This window comes from Pseudonocardia sp. TMWB2A (assembly GCF_017312135.1).
On the sequence record NZ_QKQY01000002.1, the window covers coordinates 6,162,081 to 6,182,990 of the forward strand.

The following is a 20,910-nucleotide window of genomic DNA, read 5'->3' on the forward strand; positions in this document are numbered from 1 at the left end:
GGCTCGGGTCAGGGGGCGGGCGGTGCGGGGGCGGCGGTGCGCTGCGCGTAGTCCGCGGCGGCGGCCCACACGTCGCGGGCGTAGTCGCCCGAGGCGTTGTAGGCGAGCACCCCGCGCCACCAGTCGTCGGCGTCGGCGACGTCGCGCCCGTTCGCGCACAGGTACCCGGCCGCGGCGAGCGCGGCGTCGTCGACCTGCTGGGGGTCGGCGACGCCGTCGCCGTTGCCGTCCGCGCCGTAGCGCGCCCAGGTCCCGGGCAGGAACTGCATCGGCCCGACCGCGCGGTCCAGCACCGGGTCGCCGTCGAGGCGGCCGCCGTCGGTGTCGGCCACCCGGCGGGTGCCGCCGGTGCCGTCCAGCGGGATGCCGATGATCGGCGGGTCGACGCGGCCGTCCGGGCCGGGCTCGGCGCCGCGAAAGGTCGCGTGCCGGGACTCGATCCGCCCGACCCCGGCCAGCGTCGCCCAGCTCAGCCGGCAGTCCGGGGTGCGCTCGCGCTGGCGCAGCTCGGCGTTCGCGTAGGCCTGCAGGGTCCGCTCGGGGATGTCGGCCTCGGCCGCGGTCGCCCGGGCCCACGCGACGACGTCGGTGCCCGCGGGCAGCGGCGCGGACGCGGGCGGGGCGGACTGCCGGTCGACCGGGGTCCGAGGCAGCGACGGCCCGAAGTCCGGGCCGGTCGCCAGCGAGACGAGCACGATCAGGGCCAGGATGCCGCCGATGGCCGCGAGCAGCGACTGGGTGCGCACGCTCACACGTTACCGGCGGGTATCACCCGATCGGGGTGGGGGTCAGGGACCGTCCCAGTAGCGGCGCCAGTCCTCGGCGGTCAGCGCGTGCGGGTCGAGCCCGTCCGCGGCGGCGGCCTTCTCCGCCGACCGCACCCGCGCCTCGAACTCGCGGGCGGCCGTGCGCAGCGCGGCCTCCGGGTCACCGCCGCCGAGCTGTGCGGCCGCGGCCAGCCGGAACAGCGCCGCGCCGGCGCCGTCGTCGGCGGGCAGCAGGTCCGCGGGCAGCCCCGCTTTCGCGGTGCGGGAGGTCAGCTTCGCGGCGAGCGCGACGGCCGGCTGGACCGTCGCGATGCCGTCGACGCTGGACTCGCGCTGCTTCTCGGCGCGCTTGAGCTCGTCCCAGCGGCGGTCCTGGTCGGCGGCGGTGGCGACCTGCTCCCCCGCGGCGAACACGTGCGGGTGGCGGCCGACGAGCTTGTCGACCAGCCCGGTCGCGACCTCGTCGATCCCGAACGGGGCGCCGTCGTGCTCGGTGGCGACGCGGGCGTGGAACAGCACCTGCAGCAGGACGTCGCCGAGCTCCTCGCGCAGCTCGGTGCGGTCACCGTCCTCGATGGACTGGTAGAGCTCGTAGCACTCCTCGACGAGGTAACGCAGCAGCGAGGTGTGGGTCTGCTCGGCGTCCCACGGGCAGCCGCCGGGCGAGCGCAGCCGGTCCATCACCGCGACGGCGTCGAGCACCGCGTGCCCGGTGGGCGGCGGCACCGCGCCGGGGTGCGCGGCGGCGGGGTGGCCCGCCGGGACCAGCAGCACCGTGCCGTCGGCGAGCGCGGCGGGGTCGGTGCCGGTCCAGTCGAGGGCACCGGCGGGGGCGCCGGCGTCGAGACCGGGCACGGCGAGCACGGCGGTCGCGGAGCGCAGCAGCGGCAGCGCCGCGGCCGGGAGTGCGGCCCCGCGCCGGGGGCAGACGACGACCGTCGCGGCCATCAGGGGGCGGGCGGGGTCGGGTTGCCCGCGGCGACCGGGAACACCACGGAGGCGTCCTCGGCGGTCGGCACGGCGAGCATCTGGATCGGGTCCCACTCGCCGTAGCGGGGGTTGAGCTGCACGCCGGTGCGCAGCGCGGTGGGGGTGAGCATGCGGATCCCGGCCTCGGACAGTGAGCGCTGGTCCAGCTGGCCGACCGCGTCGCCCGGGGCGGGGGCGCCGAGGTCGCGCTTGGTCACCCGGACCACGACCCAGCCCTGGCCGCTGCCCAGCGGGAACGCGGCGACCCAGCCGGCCGGGATCCCGATCAGCGGGGTGAGCGCGGCCTGCGGGGTCTCGGCCGGGCGGATCGCGAGCCCGCGCTGGGTGGTGCCGGCACCGGCCAGCGCCGCCTCGGCCCGCTGCCCGCCTGCGGCGACCTCACGGGCCAGCGTGGTGGCCTGTGCCCGGTCCTGGGCGACCGCGACGTCCGCGGTCACCGACAGCCGCGGAAGCTCGCGGCGGGCGAGCTCGGACAGGGTCAGCTCGTCCCGGGTGGCGGCCTGCGCACCGCCGACCGCCAGCGACGACTCCTGCACCGCCTGCTCGCCGCCCTGCTGGGCGATCGCCGCGGCGACCTGCTGGTCGGACACGGTGACGCCCTGCTCCGGGGCGGTCAGGCCGATCAGGTCGCGGATCACCAGCTGGGACACCACGGCCCGCCCGATGTCGGCCTCGGACCCGCCCTGGGCCTTGAGACCGTCGACCAGCCCGGGCCGGGTGAGCACCGAGGTGATCGCGGGCTGCACGGTGGCGAGCGGGATCGACCTCTCGCCGACGATCGCGGCGGAGTCGACCCGGCTCGGTCCGGTGCCGCAGCCGGCCCCGGTGACAGCGACGGCCCCGACGATCAGCAGGGCGGCGGTGATCCTGCGAGTGCGCACGGCGGTCAGCCTCTCACGCGATGTGGTGCCGATCTCCCCCGCCCGGCCGACCCGGTAGTGCGGGCCGGGCCGCCGACGGCCGCCCCGCGAGGTCCGGCGGCCGCGCGGGCGGGTGCTCGTCGAGCCGGGCCAGGGCGATCGCGATCGCCCGGTCCAGCTGCGGGTCCCGTCCGGCCGCCCGGTCCTGCGGGGTCACGACCACCTCCACGTCGGGGTCGACGCCGTGGTTCTCCATCGTCCAGCCGACGTCGTCGAACCAGGTGGCGTAGCGGGGCTGGGTGACCAGGGTGCCGTCGACGAGCCGGTAGCGGCTGTCGATGCCGATCACCCCGCCCCAGGTGCGGGTCCCGACGACCGGGCCGACCCCGAGCCGCTTGACGGCGGCGGTGACGATGTCGCCGTCGGAGCCGGAGCGCTCGTCGGCCAGGGTCACCACCGGCCCGCGCGGCGCCTGCTCGGGGTAGGTGGCGGGTGCGCCGTGCCGGGGCAGGTCCCACCCGATGACGCGGCGGGCGAGCTTCTCCACCACCAGCTGCGAGGTGTGCCCGCCGCGGTTGCCGCGCACGTCGAGCAGCAGGCCGTCCTTCGCGGTCTCGCGGGCGAGGTCGCGGTGCAGCTGGGCCCAGCCGTAGCCCATCATGTCCGGCACGTGCAGGTAGCCGAGCCGCCCGCCGGAACGCTCGGCGACCTCGGCCCGCAGCCGGGCCACCCGGTCCTGGTAGCGCAGCTCGTCCTCGGAGTGCAGCGGGCGCACCGCGACGCGGCGGACGGTGCCCGCGTCGGACCGGTCGGGGCCGGAGCGCACGGTGAGCTCCACGGTGCTCCCGGCCGTCGCGACGAGCAGGGGTGCGACACCCCAGTGCGGGTCGAGCGGGCGTCCGTTCACCTCCAGCAGCACGTCCCCGGCCCGCACGTCGACGCCCGGCCCGGACAGCGGGCTGCGCGCGGCGGGCGCGGAGGTCTCCGGCGGCAGGACGCGGCGGACCCGCCGTCCCGGGCCGCCGCCGGGGTCGGGTTCCAGGTCCGCGCCGAGCAGGCCGGGACGCCCGGTCGGGTCGCCGCCGGCGCGGCCGCCCATGACGTAGGCGTGTGAGGTGCCGAGCTCGCCGTGCAGCTCCCACAGCACGTCGAGCAGGTCGTCGTGGCTCCCGGCCCGGTCGACCAGCGGCCGGTACCGGGCGGTCTCGGCGGCCCAGTCCACGCCGGCCATGTCCTCGACCCAGAAGTGGTCGCGCATGAGGCGGGCGGTCTCGTCGTACATCTGCCGCCACTCCGCGACCGGGTCGACGGTGACCACGAGCCGGCGGGTGTCGATCGTGAACTCGTCGCCGCCCGCGTCGTCCTCCGGGGCGGTGGCGTGGCCGCGGTCGGCGCGCAGCAGCCGCACCGTGCCCCGGTCCCGGACGACGAGCCGGGTGCCGTCGCCGCTCACCGCGAACGACGACGCCGGGTCGGCGACGACGGTGACCGTGCGCCGGGCCAGGTCGAACCGCTCCAGCACGGCGCGGTCGGGCTCGGCGTCGTCGTCGGGGAGGCTGTCGCCGAGCACGCCGGTGCCGCCGGGCAGCCGCAGCCACACCAGGCCGCCCCGGACCGCGGCGAGCCGGGTGTAGCGGGCGGCCTCGACCGGCACGCCGACGACCCGGTCGGCCAGCCCCTCGACGTCGACGACGACCTCCGGCGGTGCCTCGTCGGCGTCACGCCCGGACCGGCGACGGCCGCCGCGCGCCCCGCCCCGGGCCTGCGCCCCGGCCCCGGTCGCCGCGGCCACCACGCGGCCAGCACCGTCCGCGGCCCCGTCACCGGACGGCTCGGGCTCGTCGCCGGGCTCCGGCGGGGCCGGGGGCGTCGGCGGGGTGGCGGGCGGGTCGTCCGGGCCCTCGTCGGCCGGGTCCACCGGGCGGCCGTCCGGCCCCGCCCCGAACGGCGACGGCGTCCGCGCGGCCAGCGGCACCAGGAACGGCTTCCAGCCGGTGCCGAAGGTCAGGTCGAAGGAGTGCTCGTCGTAGCTGGGGTCGAACACCCGCCGGGACAGGAACGCCAGGTGCCTGCCGTCGGCGGTGAAGACCGGGTCGCTGTCGTGGAAGCGGGCCGGGGTGACCTCGGTGTGCTCGCCGTCGGCGACCCGGGTGAGCACGATCCGCGACAGCCCCTCGGGGGCCGGGTCGCACCAGGCCAGCCAGGCCGAGTCCGGTGACCAGGACACGTCGGAGGGCTCGCCCGCGGTGCCGCGGTGCAGCTCGCGCAGCTCCCCCACCGCCCGGGCCGGGACGGCCTCGTCGACCACGCCGTCGTCGGGCCGGTCGTCGGGGCCGGGCGCCGGGTCCGGTGCGGGGTCGGCGCCGGTGTGCAGCACCATCAGCCTGCCGTCGTGCGTGGTGAGCGCGACGGCGGAGCCGTCCGGTGCCGGGGCCAGCTCCAGGACCCGCCCGACGCCGCCCGCGGCGTACCGCGCCCGCTCCGGGGCGGCCGGGGCGTGCGGGTCGAGCGGGGCCACGACCACGGCGTCCTCACCCGTCGCGTCGTCCACCCACACGGCGCGGTGCGTCCCGAGCGGGTGCGCGAGCCGGGCCCGCACGCCGGGCTCGGCGAGCAGCGCGCGGGCGGGGCCGTCGCGGTGGGTGAGGCGGTGCACGGTGCCGCGCACCGACACGACGCTCGCGCGGCCGGTGCGGTCGGGCCGGACCGGGCCGAGGTCGGCGGGCAGCGACGCGCGGAACGGCTCGCGGGCGCGCCGCGGCCCGCCTGGCCGGACGTCGATCCGGCGCGGCTGCGAGGCGGCGGACAGGTCGTCGAGCAGGAAGATCTCCCCGGCCGACTCGTAGACCACCCGGCGCCCGTCGGTGCTCGCGTGCCGGGCGTAGAAGTCGGTGCCGCCGCCGGAGCCGTGGTCGGTGTGCCGGCGCAGGTCGGTGCCGGGGTCGGTGAGCGGGACGGAGTAGACGTTCCCCCAGCCCTCGTGGTCGGAGACGAACGCCAGCCGCGGGCCCGACCCGTCGTCGACGATCATGGGGCACTCCAGCTGCCCGGCCAGATCGGCGAGGACCCGGGTGAACTCCCCCGTCCCGGCGGCGTCGAGCCACAGCCGGCCGGCGCGCCCACCGCGGTAGCGCTTCCAGTGGGCCGCGTCGCGCCCGCCCTCGACCTGGGTGAGCACGGCGGGTCCGCCGGGCTGGTGGGCGAGCGCGGAGAGCGTGCCGTGCGGGAGCAGCCGCGGTGCCCCGCCGGTCGCCGGGACCGCGTACGCCCACAGCCGTGAGGTCGCGTCCCCGTGCGCGGACAGCGCGACCACCGCGCCGTCGGGGGTCCAGCCCGCGGCGCGGGTCGGCGCCTCGCCCCACCAGGTGAGCCGGGCGGGCGTGCCACCCTCGGCGTCGACCCGGTACACCTCGGGCGCGCCGTCGCGCCGGGACGCGAAGGCGATGGACCCGCCGTCGGGCGAGAAGCGCGGTGCGGTGACGGGCACCCCGTCCGCGGTCAGGCGGTGGGCCCGCCCGCCCTCGACCGGAGCCGTCCACAGGTCGTCCTCCGCGACAAGGACGAGCGTGTCACCCGACAGATGGGGATGGCGCAGGAAGCTCACACGGCGACGTTAGCCGCACGCACCGACATTCCGGACCCGCCCGCGGCGGGGTCCCCGGTGCAGACGCAGCGCAGCGGCGCGAAGCCGTTGAAGCCCACCGAGGAGTAGCTGGCGGTGTAGGCACCGGTGTGCAGCAGCCGGACCACGTCACCGGCGCACAGGTCGTCGGGGAGCAGGTAGGGGTGCCTGCGGTAGAGCACGTCGGCGCTGTCGCAGGTCGGCCCGGCCAGCACGACCGGGGAGCGGGGGCCGTCGTCGTGCGCGGTGCGGATCGGGTAACGGACCAGCTCGCCCTCGGTCTCGGCGAGCCCGCCGAAGCGGCCGACGTCGAGGTAGACCCAGCGCGGACCGGCGTCACCGTCCCGGTCGGACACGAGCACGACCTCGCTGTAGAGCGTCCCCGCGTCGGCGACGAGGCCCCGGCCCGGTTCGATCATCAGCTCCGGCCGGTCGTCGCCGAACTCCGCGGCGACCGCGTCCCGGATCGCGTCGCCGTAGTCCGACAGCGGGCGGACCTGCGCGTCGTAGTGCGCGGGGAAGCCGCCGCCGAGGTCGAGCAGGTCGGGTCGCAGCCCGCGGGCGCGGACCCGGCGGAACACCTCCGCGGCGTCGGCGATCCCGGCCCGCCACGCCCCCGGGTCGAGCTGCTGGGAGCCGACGTGGAACGACACGCCCGCGGCGCGCAGCCCGGCCGCGTCGGCGTCGAGGAGCAGCGACGCGGCCGCGGCCGGCGAGCACCCGAACTTGCGGTCCAGCGGGAAGCAGGAGCCCGCGCCGGTGCAGGTGACCCGGACGACCACCTCCGCCCCCGGCGCGCAGCGCGCGATCTTGGCCAGCTCGGCGGCCGAGTCGACGGCGAACCGGCGGACCCCGCTGCGGTGCGCGAACGCGATGTCGCGTTCCTTCTTCACGGTGCTGCCGTAGGAGATGTCCGCGGGCCGCGCGCCGGCCGCCAGGCACAGTTCCAGCTCCGGCCGGCTGGCGACGTCGAATCGCGCGCCGAGGCCGACCAGGAATGCGACGAGTCGCGGGGCCGGATTCGCCTTGACCGCATAGAACAGTTCCGCACCGGGAAGTGCGCGTCCGAATTCGGCGTACCGTTCCCGGACGGCGTCCAGGTCCAGCACCAGGCACGGAGTGCAGAGTTCGGCGGAATCGGTGGAGACGGGCCGGCGATCGGACATCGGACACACCTCTTTCCCGGAAACGGGGAGTTCACGACGGAAACGGCGATCTCGGATGCCGTCGATCCGATCGTAAAACAGTGTGGATCACGTCCGTGTGGTGCCGTGGATCACCGGGAGAAACGGGAACCCACGTCGCGCGATTGATCCCGACAACTCCGGCGACCGGTTCGCCGGCGTCCGTCCCGTTCCGTCCCGGAAACGGCACGGACGCCGACACCCGATGTTCTCCGGCGCAGCACCCGGTGTTCATCAACGCGGCGTCAACGCCGCGTCGGGGCCGCGTCAGGACGAGGCGGAGCTGTGCACCGGGGTGGAGGTCGGCACGATCTGCAGCAGCAGCTCCGCGCACCAGCCGAGCAGCTCGACGTCGCGCATCGCGGCGCCGCCGATCCGCCCGCCCGCCACCGGCTTGGGCACCGTGACGACCTGCGCGGCCGCCTTGTACTGCGCCTTCGGGTAGAGCCGGCGCAGCCGCAGCTGGGCGGAGTCGGGCAGCTGCATCGGCCCGATCCGCAGCTGGGTGCCCGCCGAGGCGACCTCGCGGATGCCGAGGCGGCGGCAGAGCTGGCGGAACCGGGCGACCTCCAGCAGGTTGCGCACCGGGGTCGGGGGCTCGCCGTAGCGGTCGGTCAGCTCCTCGACGATCGCGGTGAGCGCGGCGTCGTCCGGCGCCTCGGCGATCTTGCGGTAGACCTCCAGGCGCAACCGCTCGCCGTCGACGTAGTCGTGCGGGACGTGCGCGTCGACCGGCAGGTCGACCCGGACCTCCTGCAGCTCCTCCGGCTCGGCCCCGATCTCCCCGCCCGCCTGCTTGCGGAACGCCGCGACGGCCTCCCCGACCAGGCGGATGTAGAGGTCGAACCCGACGCCGGCGATGTGGCCGGACTGCTCGGCGCCGAGGATGTTGCCCGCGCCGCGGATCTCCAGGTCCTTCATCGCGACGGCCGCGCCGGAACCGAGCTCGGAGTGCTGGGCGATGGTGGCGAGCCGGTCGTGCGCGGTCTCGGTGAGCGGGTGCTCCGCCGGGAACAGGAAGTAGGCGTAGCCGCGGTCGCGACCACGCCCGACCCGGCCGCGCAGCTGGTGGAGCTGGGACAGGCCCAGGGTGTCGGAGCGCTCGACGATCAGGGTGTTGGCGTTGGAGATGTCCAGGCCGTTCTCGACGATCGTGGTGCAGACCAGCACGTCGAACTCGCGGTGCCAGAACGCGCTGACGGTCCGCTCCAGCAGGTCCTCGTTCATCTGCCCGTGCGCGACGGCGACCCGCGCCTCGGGGACGAGGTCCTGGATCTTCTTGGCCGCCCGGTCGATCGAGCTGACCCGGTTGTGCACGTAGAACACCTGGCCGTCGCGCAGCAGCTCGCGGCGCAGGGCGGCGGCGACCTGCTTGTCGTCGTAGGCGCCGACGTAGGTCAGGGTCGGGTGCCGCTCCTCGGGCGGGGTGGTGATCGCCGACATCTCGCGGATGCCGGCGAGGCTCATCTCCAGGGTCCGCGGGATCGGCGTCGCGGACAGGGTGAGCACGTCGACGTGCGCTCGGAGCGCGGTGATGTGCTCCTTGTGCTCGACGCCGAAGCGCTGCTCCTCGTCGACGATCACCAGGCCGAGGTCCTTGTAGCGGATGCCGGTCTGGAGCAGCCGGTGCGTCCCGACGACGACGTCGACGGTGCCGTCGGCGAGCTTCTCGATCGTCTCGCGCGCCTCGGCCGGGTCGGTGAACCGCGACAGCCCGCGCACGGTCACCGGGAACTGGCGCATCCGCTCGGAGAACGTCGACAGGTGCTGGGTGGCGAGCAGCGTCGTCGGGACGAGGACGGCGACCTGCTTGCCGTCCTGCACCGCCTTGAACGCCGCCCGCACCGCGATCTCGGTCTTGCCGAACCCGACGTCGCCGGAGATGACGCGGTCCATCGGGACCGGACGCTCCATGTCCCGCTTGACCTCGTCGATCGCGGAGAGCTGGTCGGGGGTCTCGGTGTAGGGGAAGGCGTCCTCGAGCTCGCGCTGCCACGGGGTGTCCGCGCCGAACGCGTGCCCCGGAGAGGCCTGGCGCGCCGCGTAGAGCTGCACCAGACCGGCCGCGATGTCCTTGACCGCCTTGCGGGCGCGGCTCTTGGTCTTGGCCCAGTCCCCGCCGCCGAGCTTGTTGACGGCGGGCTGCTCGCCGCCCACGTAGCGGCTGATCTCGTCGAGGGCGTCGGTCGGCACGAACAGCCGGTCGGCGGGCTGGCCGCGCTTGGAGCTGGCGTACTCCAGCACCAGGTACTCGCGGGTGGCGCCCTGGACGGTGCGTTCCTTCATCTCGATGAAGCGCCCGATGCCGTGCTGGTTGTGGACGACGAAGTCGCCGGGCTGCAGCACGGCCAGGTCGACGGCGTTGCGCTTGCGCGGGGTGGTCTTGCGCGGCGCGGTGTCGAGCCCGGCGCGGCTGCCGGTCAGGTCGGCCTCGGAGACGACGACCAGCCCGACCTCCGGCGCGGTGAACCCGTTCAGCACGCGCCCGCAGGTGACGGTGACGATCCCCTTCTCCGGGGCGTCGGTGAGCACCGGGACGGCGGAGGCGGGGACCTCGGCCTCGCGCAGCTGCTCCAGCGAGCGGTCGGCGGTGCCCTGCCCGGCCAGCACGAGCACCGCGGCGCCGCCGGTGGCGACGTGCGCGCGCAGGTCGGTCAGCGCGCGGTCGGTGTCGCCCCGGTAGGGCTCGATCTCGTGCACGCCCGCCACGACGACGTCGTCGGCGCCCGACAGCAGCGGCGACAGCGAGACCACGGGGCGACCGGTCGCCGTCGCGTGGTCCAGCGTGACGCGCAGGTCGCGGTAGGCCGACCCGGAGACGTCGATCGGGGCCTCGCCGCCGGAGCCGGACGCCAGCCAGGACGCCTCCAGGAACTCCTGCCCGGTGCGCACGAGGTCCGCGCAGCGGGTCCGGATGCGCTCGGGGTCGGCGAGCAGCACCCGCGTCCCGTCCGGGAGCAGGTCGGTGAGCGTCTGCATCTCCCCGCCGACCAGCGCCGGGATCAGCGACTCCATGCCCTCACCGGGGATGCCCTCGGACAGCTTCTCCAGCAGCTCGCGCAGCGGGTTGCGGTTGAGGCCCGCGGTCTCGGGCTGCTCCAGGGCCAGCTCGCCGGCCCGCTCGCGCACCGGGGTGGTGAGCAGCAGCTCGCGGCACGGCGGCACGTCGATCCGCGTGACCTCGCCGACCGAGCGCTGGTCGGCGACGGAGAACGACCGCACCTCGGAGACCTCGTCGCCCCAGAACTCGACGCGCACCGGGTGCTCGGCGGTCGGCGGGAAGATGTCGAGGATGCCGCCGCGCACGGCGAACTCGCCGCGGGTGGTGACCATCTCGGCGCGGCTGTAGGCCAGCTCGACCAGCCGCACCAGGAGCTGCTCGAAGTCGTACTCCTCGCCGACGGCCAGCGTCACCGGGGCGAGCGTGCCCAGCCCGGGCGCGACCGGCTGGATCAGGCTGCGCGCCGCGGTCACGACCACCCGCGGGGCGGTCTCCGCTGAGGAGAGCCGGTGGAAGATCGTCAGTCGGCGGGCGACGGTGTCCGGGCGCGGGGACAGCTTCTCGTGCGGCAGCGTCTCCCAGCTCGGCAGTACGACGACCGGCGCGCCCGCGCAGTCGTGCACGGTGTCGGCGGCGGAATCGAGCGCCTCGCCGTGGCCGAGCAGGTCCGACACCGCGGCCGCGAGGTCCTCGGCCTCCCGGTCGGTGGCGGTCACGGCGAGCACCGTGGAGGTCTCGGCGAGTCCGGCGGCGAGCAGCGGGCGCACCGCGGAGGGGCCCTCGACCTGCACGGCAGGGGTCTCACCGGCGCGGGTGTCCGCGGCACGGGCGGCGTCGACGGCGGCACGGAGACCGGCGTCGGACAGGGCGGAGGTGAGCAGACCGGACAGGATGGCCACGACGGCGCTGGCTCCTCGGTGGAGGTGGGCTGGCGGTGCGCGCGGCGACGGGGGCCGGCCGCGGGCAGGACAGACCCCTGCCCGGGTCGCGGTAGGGCTCCCGACCCGGTCGGGGTGCCGGTCTGCGAGTTTACGCCTGGCCCACGCGGGCGCCGACCGAGGCGTCCGTGTGCCGCGGCACGTCCGGGCCCGCCCGCCTCACGGGCCGCCCGCCGGGGACGGGGAGGTCCCGGCCGTGCCGCGGACGACGGCCGCGACCGCGGCCTCCGCACGCTCGGCGGTCCCGCCGCCCCCGACCCGGGCGTCGGCGAGGAAGCCGTCCGCGTCCAGCGCCCCGTAGCCGTGGGCGACCGCGACCACCCGTTCCATCAGGGGCACCGCGGCGACCGGGTCGGTGAGCTCCAGGGCCGGCCCGAGCAGGACGTCGACGATCCGGCGCCCCACGGCCGCGAGCTCCCGGTCGCCCAGCGCCCGGAGCTCGGCCCCGTAGACGAGGTCGAGCCCCACCCGGCGGTCGGCGAGGAACCGGGCGTAGGCACCGCCCGCGACGGCGAGCCGCGCGACCGGGTCGTCACCGGCCCGTCCGGCCGCCGCCTCCATCGCGTCGGCCAGCTCCCCGGCGGCCAGGGTCACGACCGCGGCCAGCAGCCGGTCGCGGTCGGCGAAGTGCCGGTAGGGCGCGGCCGTGCTCACCCCCAGCCTGCGGGCCAGCGTCGCGACCGAGAACCCCCGCAGGCCGACCTCGGCGAGCAGGCCGACGCCCTCCCGCACCAGGGCACCGGCCAGGTCACCGTGATGGAACGTCGCGCGCCGGGCCATGCCCCTCCTTGCCGTGATGGGCCTATCACATTAGCGTGTAAGTGGGTTATCACTTCAAGACGGGGGACACCGTGGACACGCAGGACACCATCACCGGCAGGGTCGTCGCCGTCACCGGCGCGAGCGGGGGCATCGGCGCGGCCACCGCGGTCGAGCTCGGCGCCCGCGGGGCACACCTGGTCCTGGGGGCCCGCCGGGCGGACCGCCTGGAGGCCGTCGCCGAGCGCGTGCGCGCCGCGGGCGGGACCGCGGTCACGGTGCCGATGGACGTGCGCGACCGGGCCGCGCACATGGCACTGGTCGACCGCGCGCGGGCCGAGTTCGGCCGGCTCGACGTGCTCGTGGCGAACGCGGGCGTGGGCCGGGTCCGCCCGCTCGACGAGCTGCGGGTCGACGAGTGGGAGGAGATGATCGACGTCAACCTGCGCGGCGTCCTCTACGGGCTCGCCGCGGCACTGCCGGTCTTCCGCGCCCAGCAGGCGGGCCACCTGGTCGTGGTCGTCTCGACCGCGGGGCTGCGCGTCGTCCCCGGCCAGGTCGTCTACGCCGCCACCAAGAACGCCGTCCGGACGCTCTGCGAGGGACTGCGCCAGGAGGCGGGGCCGGCGCTGCGGGTCACCGAGATCTCGCCCGGGTTCGTGGCGACCGACTTCGTCGAGGGCATCGGCGACGAGCGGCTGCGCGCGGACTACCGGGCGCGACGCGACGAGATGGCCCTGGACCCGGCCGCGCTCGCCCGCGCCGTGACGTTCGCGCTCGAACAGCCCGCCGGGGTCGACGTGAACCAGGTCGTCGTCCGGCCGACGGCGCAGGCGTGAGCCCGGCTCAGAGCAGCCCGTCGCGCTCCAGGGTCGCCTCGTAGAGGTCGAGCATCCGCTCGTCGTCGCCCTCGGCGGCGGCGGCCGCGTCGGCGTAGGCCTTCTCGAAGCGCTCCTGGTTGGCCTGCCAGGTGCGGCGGAAGGTGTCGGCGTCACGACGCCAGTAGCCGAGCACGCCGTAGGCGCCGGGCGGCAGGCCGCGCTCGTGGCGCAGGTGCTTGCGGGCGGCGCGGGTCGCGGACGCCTCCCCGCCGACGTAGACGTAGCCGGGCCCGTCCGGCAGCACCAGCCCGGCGACGATCTCCCCCAGCCGGCTGCCGGTCTCGCTCGCGGGCTCGCGGCGGACCCGCGCCCGCGCGGGGAAGTCGGCCGGGACCTCGTCGATCTCCAGTACGACCTCGGTGTCGATGCCCTCGGGGGTCTCGGTGACGATCCGGGCGAGCGCCGGGAGCGCGGCCGCGTCGCCGACGAGGATCTGCCAGCCGACGCCGGCCGGGCGCTTGAACCAGCTGTTCGAGTGCGAGACCTCGATCTCGTCGCCGACGCAGGCCCGCCGGGCCCAGCCCGCGCCGACCCCGCCGGGGTGGCAGACCAGGTCGATGGACGCCCGGGCGCGGCAGGGGCTGACCTCGCGCAGGGTGTACCAGCGACCGTGGTCGTCGCGGCCGCCGTCGGGCAGCGGGAAGTGGAAGACGCAGGCCTCGTCGGGGACGCCCGGCAGGCCGAGACCGGCGAGCCCCTCCCCCTCGAGCTCGGCCCGGACGAAGACGTCCGAGAGCCGCTGCAGACCCACCACACGGACCGCCGTCCGGTCCTCGGTCACGACCGACATCGCCGCCTCCTCCATAGGTGAGGCTCAGCTAACCACGACGGAGCGGACCACACCAAACGGATCTTCCGGACACGGTGTCACACGGCGCGACTACTACGTCGCATCGTAGATGGTCACCCGATCGTGTGCGCTAGCGTCGACAGGCGTCAGGCGGGTTCCGCCCCCGAGCCAGCACGGAGGAGCAAGCGGTGATCACGGTCTACCTCAACCGCCGGATCGACGACGACGCGCGCCGCGAGTCCCTGTTCCGGGGCGACTTCCACCTCTACAGCGGGATCGGCGGCGCGAACGCCCTCGCCGACCACGCCAAGGACCTGATCGGTCAGGCCTTCGAGGGTCTGGACCCGGAGCGGGCCCAGTACGAGATGGACGTCGACGAGTTCGTCCGCCGCGTCGAGCCGCTCAAGCGCGAGTTCACCAACGGCGACCGGACCAAGGCCCTCTGCCAGCAGTTCGCCGTCGACTTCGGCGTCGACCCCGAGCGCACCTACTTCGACATCCCGCGGCTGCGCGTGATCCCGGCCGACCAGTTCCTCACCGCCGGTGTGTCCTACAACTACAAGGCGCACCGCGACATGTGGTACGGCCACCCGCAGCAGCTCGTGAACTACTGGACCCCGGTGTTCGACGTCGTCGGCGACAACGTCATGAGCATGTACACCGACTACTTCGACCGTCCCGTGAAGAACGGCTCGAACCAGTACGACTACGACGAGTGGGTCGCCAAGCACCGCACCGCGGCCGCCGGCGAGAAGACCACCGACACCCGTCCGCACCCGCTCCCGCTGGAGGACTTCGAGTCCCGCGGCGAGATCCGGATCGCCGGGCAGTCCGGTGACGTGTTCATGTTCTCGTCGAACCACCTGCACGCGTCGGCGCCGAACACCTCCGACGTCACCCGGTTCTCCTACGACCTGCGCACGATCAACCTCGACGACGTCCGGGCCGGCCGCGGCCCGCGCAACGTCGACTCGGGCGCGACCGGCACCACGCTGGGCGACTTCCTGCGGGTCTCCGACCTCGCCCCGCTGAAGGCCGAGGAGTTCGAGGACGCACTCACGAACGCCTGAGCCCACCGCTCTCCCGACGGCCCGGTACCGCGAGGTGCCGGGCCGTCGTGCTCTCGACGCCCCGGCCCCGCCTGGCTAGCGTCGTCCCGATGAGCGGTGAGCTGCGACCGGTGGACGCCCGCGTGCGGGCGCTCGAGTCGATCCTGGTCGAGAAGGGCTACGTCGACCCGGCCGCGCTCGACGAGATCATCGAGACCTACCAGCACCGGGTCGGCCCGCGGAACGGCGCGCACGTCGTCGCCCGGTCCTGGACCGACCCGGACTTCGCGGCCCGGCTCGCCGACGACGCGACCGCGGCGGTGGCCGAGCTCGGCTACGGCGGGCGCGGCGGCGAGCACCTCGCCGCGGTGTTCAACTCACCGGGCGAGCACCACCTCGTCGTCTGCACGCTGTGCTCCTGCTACCCGTGGCCGGTCCTGGGTCTGCCCCCGGTCTGGTACAAGTCGCCGGCCTACCGGTCGCGGGCGGTGCTGGACCCGCGCGGCGTGCTCGCCGACTTCGGGACCGTGCTCGACGACGACGTCGCCATCCGGGTGCACGACTCCACCTCCGAGCTGCGCTACCTGGTCGTCCCGCAGCGCCCGCCCGGCACCGACGGCTGGTCCACCGACGAGCTCGCCGCGATCGTCTCCCGCGACGCCATGATCGGCACCCGGCTGGTGTCGGCGTGAACGGCGCGCACGACCTCGGCGGCGCGATGGGCTTCGGGCCGGTCGAGCCCGAGCCGGAGGACGTCCGGTTCCACGCGGGCTGGGAGCCGCTGGTGCTGGCGCTGACCCTTGCCGCGGCCCGCCCGGGCGGCTGGTCGATCGACGAGTCCCGGCACGCCCGCGAGTCGCTCCCGCCGCCGGTCTACCTGACCCTGACCTACTACGAGATCTGGCTCGCGGCGACCGAGAAGCTGCTGGTCACCCACGGCCTGGTCGGCGCCGACGAGCTCGACGCCGGGCGCTCCCTGCGCCCGCGCTCCGATGCCCCGGCCGCGCTGGACGCCGACGCCGCCGCCCGGGTGCTGGCCACCGGCGCCCCCACCGAGCGCGACGACACCGGCCCGCCCCGGTTCGCCCCCGGCGACCGCGTGCGCGCCCGGGTGATGCACCCCCGCGGGCACACCCGCCTCCCCCGCTACGTCCGCGGCCGCTGCGGGACCGTCGAGACCCACCGCGGGACCCACGTGCTGCCCGACGCCCGCGCGCACGGCCACGGCGAGTGCCCGGAGCCGCTCTACACCGTGGTCTTCACCGGCCCCGAGCTGTGGGGCCCGGACGCCGACCCGACCACGACCGTCTCCGTCGACGCCTGGGAGTCCTACCTTGAGCCCGCCTGACGGCCCGGTCTTCGACGAGCCGTGGCAGGCGAGCGCGTTCGCGCTGGCCGTGGCCCTGCAGGACACCGGGACGCTGGACCGGCAGGAGTTCGCCGAGACCCTGGGCGCCGAGCTGGACACCGGCCTGGACTACTGGGACGCCTGGCTCGCCGCGCTGGAGCACCTGCTCGACGGGCTCGGCGTCGCCGACCGCGGCTCGGTCGAGGAGCGGACCGGCGCCTGGCTGCGCGCCGCCGTCGCGACCCCGCACGGCGCGCCGGTCACGCTCGACGCCGACCCGCTGCGCTCCTAGACGAAGGCCCACACCAGCGCGGCCGCGGCGAACCCGACGACGGACAGGATCGTCTCCAGCACCGTCCAGGTCATCAGGGTCTGCTTCACCGTCATGTTGAAGTACTTGGCGACGATCCAGAACCCGCCGTCGTTGACGTGGCTGGCGATGATCGACCCGGCCGACACGGCGACGACGATCAGCGCGAGCTGGGGCTGGCTGTAGCCGCCCGCGGCGACGGTCGGGCCGATGATGCCCGCCGTCGTCACGATGGCGACGGTCGCCGAGCCCTGGGCGATCCGCAGCGCCGCGCTGATCAGGTACGCCGAGGCGATCACCGGCAGCCCGATCGCGGTCATCGAGCCGGCCAGTGCGTCGCCGACGCCGGTGGTCTGCAGGACCTTGCCGAAGAACGCCCCCGCCCCGACGACGAGCAGGATCATCCCGACCGGGCGCAGCGACTCGCCGGAGATCCGGCCGAGCTCGGCCATCGACGTCCCGCGCCGGATGCCGAGCAGGTACAGCGCGAGCAGCACCGACAGCGTCAGCGCGATGGCCGGGGTGCCGAGGAGCACGAGCACGTCGCGGAGCACCGTGCCCTCGGGCAGGGTCACCCCCGCGACGGTCGCGGCGAGGATGAGCACCAGCGGGACCGCGATGATCGAGGAGATGAGCGCGACCGACGGGGGCGCGGCCACCGCGACCGCGGTCTGCGGGCCGGCCGTCTCCGCGGTGCGGACACCGCCCGTCCCGCCGCCGCTCGTGTCGCCGTCGCCGTCGCCGGTGTCGCGCGCGGGACCGGCCGGGCCGGGGGCCGCGGCCGGGGCGGCCCCGCCGGGCAGGTCCTCGGGGACGCCGACCTGGATCCGCCGCCCGATGAACGAGCCCCACCAGACGCCGCTGACCAGCCAGGCGGGGATGCCGCAGAGCAGGCCCATCGCGATCACCCAGCCCATGCCGACGCCGAGCAGCCCGCCCGCGGTGACCGGTCCGGGGTGCGGCGGCAGGAACGCGTGGGTCATCGACAGCCCGGCGAGCATCGGCATCGCGTAGAGCACCAGCGAGCGGCCGCCGCGGCGCGCGGCCACGTAGACCAGCGGCGCGAGCACGAAGATGCTGATGTCGAAGAACACCGGGATGCCGAGCACCAGCCCGGTGACGCCCATCGCGAGCGGTGCGCCCTTCGGCCCGAACAGCCGGAGCAGCCGTTCGGTCAGGGCGTCCGCGCCGCCGGAGCGCTCCATGATCGCGCCGAGCACGGTGCCCAGCCCGATGATCGGGGCGATGTGGCCGAGGATCCCGGCGAACCCGGTCTCGAACAGCGAGTCCGACGCCTTGATCGGGGTGCCGACGAGGTCGGTGACCGACACGCCCGCGACCAGCGCGACCAGCACGCCGGTGACGATCAGCGCGATGAACGGCTCCAGGCGCAGCCGCATGATCATCAGCAGCAGCAGCGCGACGCTGACGGCGGCGAGGGTGAGCAGGCCGGCCGTGTCGTTCTGCAGCCAGTCGAGGAAGGTCATCGTCGTCCTCCGGTGGGGTGGGTGCCCGGTGCGGTCCGGCCGTCGGCCCGGCGGCGCAGCGCGCGGCCGGCGAGCACGTCGGTGCGCTCCCCGCCGTCGACCGCGAAGGCCCCGTTGACCAGGACGTACGGGATGCCGGCCGCCTGCTGGGCGGGCTCGGCGAAGGTGGCGGTGTCGGTGACGGTGTCCGGGTCGAACACGACCAGGTCGGCGGCCAGGCCCGGCCGGACGCGGCCGCGGTCGGCCAGGCGGAGCCGGTCGGCGGCGCGTCCGGTGAGGTGGTGGACGCACTCCTCCAGGGAGAACAGCCCGAGCTCGCGGCAGTAGTGGCCGAGGTAGCGGGGGAAGGTCCCCCAGGCCCGCGGGTGCGGCTTCGCGCCGACGAGCAGGCCGTCGCTGCCGCCGGTGTGCCGCGGGTGGCGCATGATCGCGCGGACGTTCTCCTCGTGCCCGACGTGCTGCAGGATGCCGGTCCCGAAGTCGTCGCGGAGCAGGATGTCCACGCAGGTGTCGAACGGATCCGCTCCGGTCGCGCCCGCGATGTCGGCGACCGTGCGCCCGACCAGCCCGGCGAGCTCGGGGTTCGTGACCCCGCTGATCTCGATCGTCTCCCACTCGGCGACGACGCCGTGGCAGCCGTCGGAGCCGTGGACCTCCAGGTCCTCGCGGATCCGGGCGAGTGCGGCCGGGTCGCGCAGCCGCCCGCGGGCCGCGTCGAGGCCGCCGGACTGGCACCAGCTGGGCAGGATCGCCGACAGCGTCGTCGCACCCGGCAGGTACGGGTAGGTGTCGAGGGTGATGTCGACGCCGCGGGCGACGGCCGCGTCGAGCAGCGTGATCAGCTCCCCGGCCCGGCCCTTGTTGGGGCCGAAGTTGAGCGTGGCGTGGGCCAGGTGCAGCGCGCACCCGGACCGCTCGGCGACGTCGACCATCTCGGCGTAGGCCTCCAGCGCGCCCGCGCCGTAGCTGCGGTGGTGCGGGGAGAAGAAGCCGCCCCGCTCCCCCACCGCGGCACACAGCGCGGCGAGCTCGGCGCCGTCGGCGTACATGCCGGGGGTGTAGGTGAGCCCGGCCGAGAGACCGACCGCGCCCTGGTCCATGCCGGTGCGGACGACGTCGGCCATCCGGGCGATCTCCGCCTGCGTGGCGGGGCGGTCGTCCCAGCCGCAGATCAGCGCGCGGACGGTGCCGTGCGGGACGAGGTAGGCGGCGTTGCCGGCGATGCCCCCGTCGAGCCGGTCCAGGTACTCGGCGACGGTGCGCCAGGTGAAGAAGTCCGCGCCGGGGTCGCCGTTCCAGCCGGCGATCGCGCGGCGCAGCACGGGCAGGACGGCGTCGTCGACGGGGGCGTAGGACAGCCCGTCCTGGCCGAGGACCTCGGTCGTCACGCCCTGGGAGACCTTCGCGAGGTGCGCGGGCTCGGTGAGCAGGCGCAGGTCGGAGTGGGCGTGCATGTCGACGAACCCGGGGGCGACGACCATCCCGTCCACGTCGACGACCCGCTCGGCCCGCCCGGACGCATCCGGCCCGACCGCGGCGATCCGCTCGTCCTCGACGAGCACGTCCGCGGTGTACCGGGGCCCGCCGGTCCCGTCGACGACGGTGCCGCCGCGCAGCAGCGTGCCCATCAGAAGAACGTCCGGACGAGCTCGACGACCTGCGGGTCGGGGTCCGTGCCGTCCAGCACCGGGATCCAGCGCCACTTGTCGAACGCGGTGCACGGGTGCGAGAGCCCGAGCCGGACGACCTGCCCGATCCGGACCGGTTCCCCGGTGCGCAGGAACGCGTGCTGGTCGTTGACGGCGGTGACGGTGCCGGTCAGCGGCCGCGAGGGCGCCCCGAGGTCGTCGGCGATCCGCTGCGGCTCGGGCAGCCCCTCGTCGAACGGGACGTCGCGCTTGCCCGCGTCGAGCAGCGCCAGGCCGGGCTCGGGGGTCGACACCACCCGGGCGGTCACGTGCATGGCCGAGCGGAACGGGCGCTGCTCGTCGTCGCGGGCCAGCGGGGAGATGCCGCGGTAGAAGCCGTCGTCGTGGACGAGGTAGGCGCCCGAGCGCAGCACGACGCGGGTGCGCGCGTCGGCGAGCCCGGCCAGCGCGGCGACGACCTGGTCGAAGTAGGCGCTGCCGCCCGCGGTGACCACGATCTCGTCGGTACCGTAGGACGGGGTGAGCCGCCGGTGCAGCTCGGCGAGGTCGTCGAGGTAGGCGCGGACGGTCGCCAGCGACTCCGCCGACGGGTCGTGCGCGAGCGCGCCCTCGTAGCCGCCGACCCCGGCCAGCACGAGCGCCGGGCTCGCGACGACGGCCGCGGCCACCCGCCCGGCCTCGTCGAGGGTCCGCGCACCGGTCCGCCCGCCGGGCGCCCCCAGCTCGACGGCGACGGCGAGCGGCCGCGCCGGGGACCCCGCCGCGGCGCTCATCGCGGCGACGGCGTCGACCGAGTCGACCCAGCTGAGGACCTCCAGGTCCGGGTCGGCGTCGCGGGCGGCGGCGACGGCGCGCACCCCGGCCGGGTCGACGAGTGCGTTGGCCAGCAGCACCCGTCGCACGCCGGCGTCGATCGCGATCCGCGCCTGCCACGGCGTCGCGACGGTGATCCCCCAGGCGCCGTGGCGCAGCTGCAGGTCCCACAGCGCGGGGGCCATCGTCGTCTTGCCGTGCGGAGCGAGGTCGACGCCGTGCACGGCACACCAGCCGGCCATCCGCTCGGCGTTGGCGTGCAGGGCCGCCCGGTCGAGGGTGAGGACGGGTGTGGCCAGGTCCGACAGCCGCGGCCCGCCGGCGAGCCACTCGTCGACCGTGCCGGGCAGCGGCGGGACCGACTTGGCGTACGGGCCGGGCCGTTCGGCGCCGAGCGACGCGTACCGGAGCATCCCTTTGTCCCCTCTGAACAGGTGCGTTGCGTATTTTGCAGCGCTGGTT

General features: G+C 75.5%; 16 protein-coding genes. 5 read left to right on the forward strand and 11 right to left on the reverse strand.

Going from position 1 to position 20,910, the window contains the following annotated elements:
* Positions 1–8: 8 nt before the first annotated feature.
* From DMP17_RS43380 to DMP17_RS43410, 7 genes are all read right to left on the reverse strand, one after another.
* Positions 9–746: a lytic transglycosylase domain-containing protein gene (locus DMP17_RS43380; RefSeq protein WP_226355199.1), complete on the reverse strand. Its 738-nt coding sequence runs from the start codon at positions 744–746 to the stop codon at positions 9–11.
* Positions 747–788: 42 nt separating this feature from the next.
* A complete protein-coding gene (locus tag DMP17_RS43385; RefSeq protein WP_226355198.1) occupies positions 789–1,715 on the reverse strand; it encodes a MazG family protein in 927 nt (308 codons plus the stop codon).
* Positions 1,715–2,638 (reverse strand): SurA N-terminal domain-containing protein, encoded by a 924-nt coding sequence (locus tag DMP17_RS43390; RefSeq protein WP_226355197.1) that lies wholly within the window; start codon positions 2,636–2,638, stop codon positions 1,715–1,717. Before DMP17_RS43390 ends, DMP17_RS43385 begins: the two co-directional genes overlap by 1 nt.
* A 13-nt stretch (positions 2,639–2,651) precedes the next feature.
* Complete coding sequence (locus DMP17_RS43395; protein WP_226355196.1) at positions 2,652–6,221, reverse strand: S41 family peptidase; 3,570 nt, start codon at positions 6,219–6,221, stop codon at positions 2,652–2,654.
* A complete protein-coding gene (locus tag DMP17_RS43400) occupies positions 6,218–7,405 on the reverse strand; it encodes a type III PLP-dependent enzyme (RefSeq protein WP_226367252.1) in 1,188 nt (395 codons plus the stop codon). Before DMP17_RS43400 ends, DMP17_RS43395 begins: the two co-directional genes overlap by 4 nt.
* A gap of 285 nt (positions 7,406–7,690) precedes the next feature.
* The gene (gene mfd, locus DMP17_RS43405; protein ID WP_226356640.1) at positions 7,691–11,314 is read right to left on the reverse strand and encodes a transcription-repair coupling factor; all 3,624 of its coding nucleotides are present in this window, start codon (positions 11,312–11,314) and stop codon (positions 7,691–7,693) included.
* A gap of 207 nt (positions 11,315–11,521) precedes the next feature.
* The gene (locus DMP17_RS43410) at positions 11,522–12,142 is read right to left on the reverse strand and encodes a TetR/AcrR family transcriptional regulator (RefSeq protein ID WP_226367253.1); all 621 of its coding nucleotides are present in this window, start codon (positions 12,140–12,142) and stop codon (positions 11,522–11,524) included.
* A gap of 71 nt (positions 12,143–12,213) precedes the next feature.
* Between DMP17_RS43410 and DMP17_RS43415 the strand changes: the two genes are divergently transcribed.
* A complete protein-coding gene (locus DMP17_RS43415; RefSeq protein ID WP_226355193.1) occupies positions 12,214–12,960 on the forward strand; it encodes an SDR family oxidoreductase in 747 nt (248 codons plus the stop codon).
* Between the two features lie 7 nt (positions 12,961–12,967).
* Here the strand turns inward: DMP17_RS43415 and DMP17_RS43420 are convergent, their stop codons facing one another.
* Positions 12,968–13,792 (reverse strand): siderophore-interacting protein, encoded by an 825-nt coding sequence (locus DMP17_RS43420; RefSeq protein WP_337832527.1) that lies wholly within the window; start codon positions 13,790–13,792, stop codon positions 12,968–12,970.
* A gap of 188 nt (positions 13,793–13,980) precedes the next feature.
* Here DMP17_RS43420 and DMP17_RS43425 point away from each other — a divergent pair, with 188 nt between their 5' ends.
* From DMP17_RS43425 to DMP17_RS43440, 4 genes are all read left to right on the forward strand, one after another.
* Positions 13,981–14,862 carry a hypothetical protein gene (locus DMP17_RS43425; protein WP_226355191.1) on the forward strand — a complete coding sequence of 294 codons (882 nt, stop codon included), beginning with the start codon at positions 13,981–13,983 and terminating at the stop codon, positions 14,860–14,862.
* A gap of 89 nt (positions 14,863–14,951) precedes the next feature.
* On the forward strand, positions 14,952–15,533 hold the full coding sequence (nthA, locus tag DMP17_RS43430) for a nitrile hydratase subunit alpha (RefSeq protein WP_226367256.1): 582 nt from the start codon (positions 14,952–14,954) through the stop codon (positions 15,531–15,533).
* Positions 15,530–16,189 (forward strand): nitrile hydratase subunit beta, encoded by a 660-nt coding sequence (nthB, locus tag DMP17_RS43435; protein ID WP_226355189.1) that lies wholly within the window; start codon positions 15,530–15,532, stop codon positions 16,187–16,189. Before nthA ends, nthB begins: the two co-directional genes overlap by 4 nt.
* The gene (locus DMP17_RS43440; protein ID WP_226355188.1) at positions 16,176–16,481 is read left to right on the forward strand and encodes a nitrile hydratase accessory protein; all 306 of its coding nucleotides are present in this window, start codon (positions 16,176–16,178) and stop codon (positions 16,479–16,481) included. Before nthB ends, DMP17_RS43440 begins: the two co-directional genes overlap by 14 nt.
* Here DMP17_RS43440 and DMP17_RS43445 read toward each other — a convergent pair.
* From DMP17_RS43445 to DMP17_RS43455, 3 genes are read right to left on the reverse strand one after another with little or no spacing between them, the layout of a single operon-like run.
* The gene (locus tag DMP17_RS43445) at positions 16,478–17,986 is read right to left on the reverse strand and encodes a GntP family permease (protein ID WP_337832528.1); all 1,509 of its coding nucleotides are present in this window, start codon (positions 17,984–17,986) and stop codon (positions 16,478–16,480) included. The two genes, DMP17_RS43440 and DMP17_RS43445, sit on opposite strands and share 4 nt — an antisense overlap.
* Entirely contained in the window at positions 17,983–19,614 is a 1,632-nt protein-coding gene (locus DMP17_RS43450; RefSeq protein ID WP_337832529.1) for an N-acyl-D-amino-acid deacylase family protein, read from the reverse strand. Before DMP17_RS43450 ends, DMP17_RS43445 begins: the two co-directional genes overlap by 4 nt.
* Positions 19,614–20,861 carry an alanine racemase gene (locus DMP17_RS43455; protein ID WP_337832530.1) on the reverse strand — a complete coding sequence of 416 codons (1,248 nt, stop codon included), beginning with the start codon at positions 20,859–20,861 and terminating at the stop codon, positions 19,614–19,616. Before DMP17_RS43455 ends, DMP17_RS43450 begins: the two co-directional genes overlap by 1 nt.
* Positions 20,862–20,910: the final 49 nt, after the last annotated feature.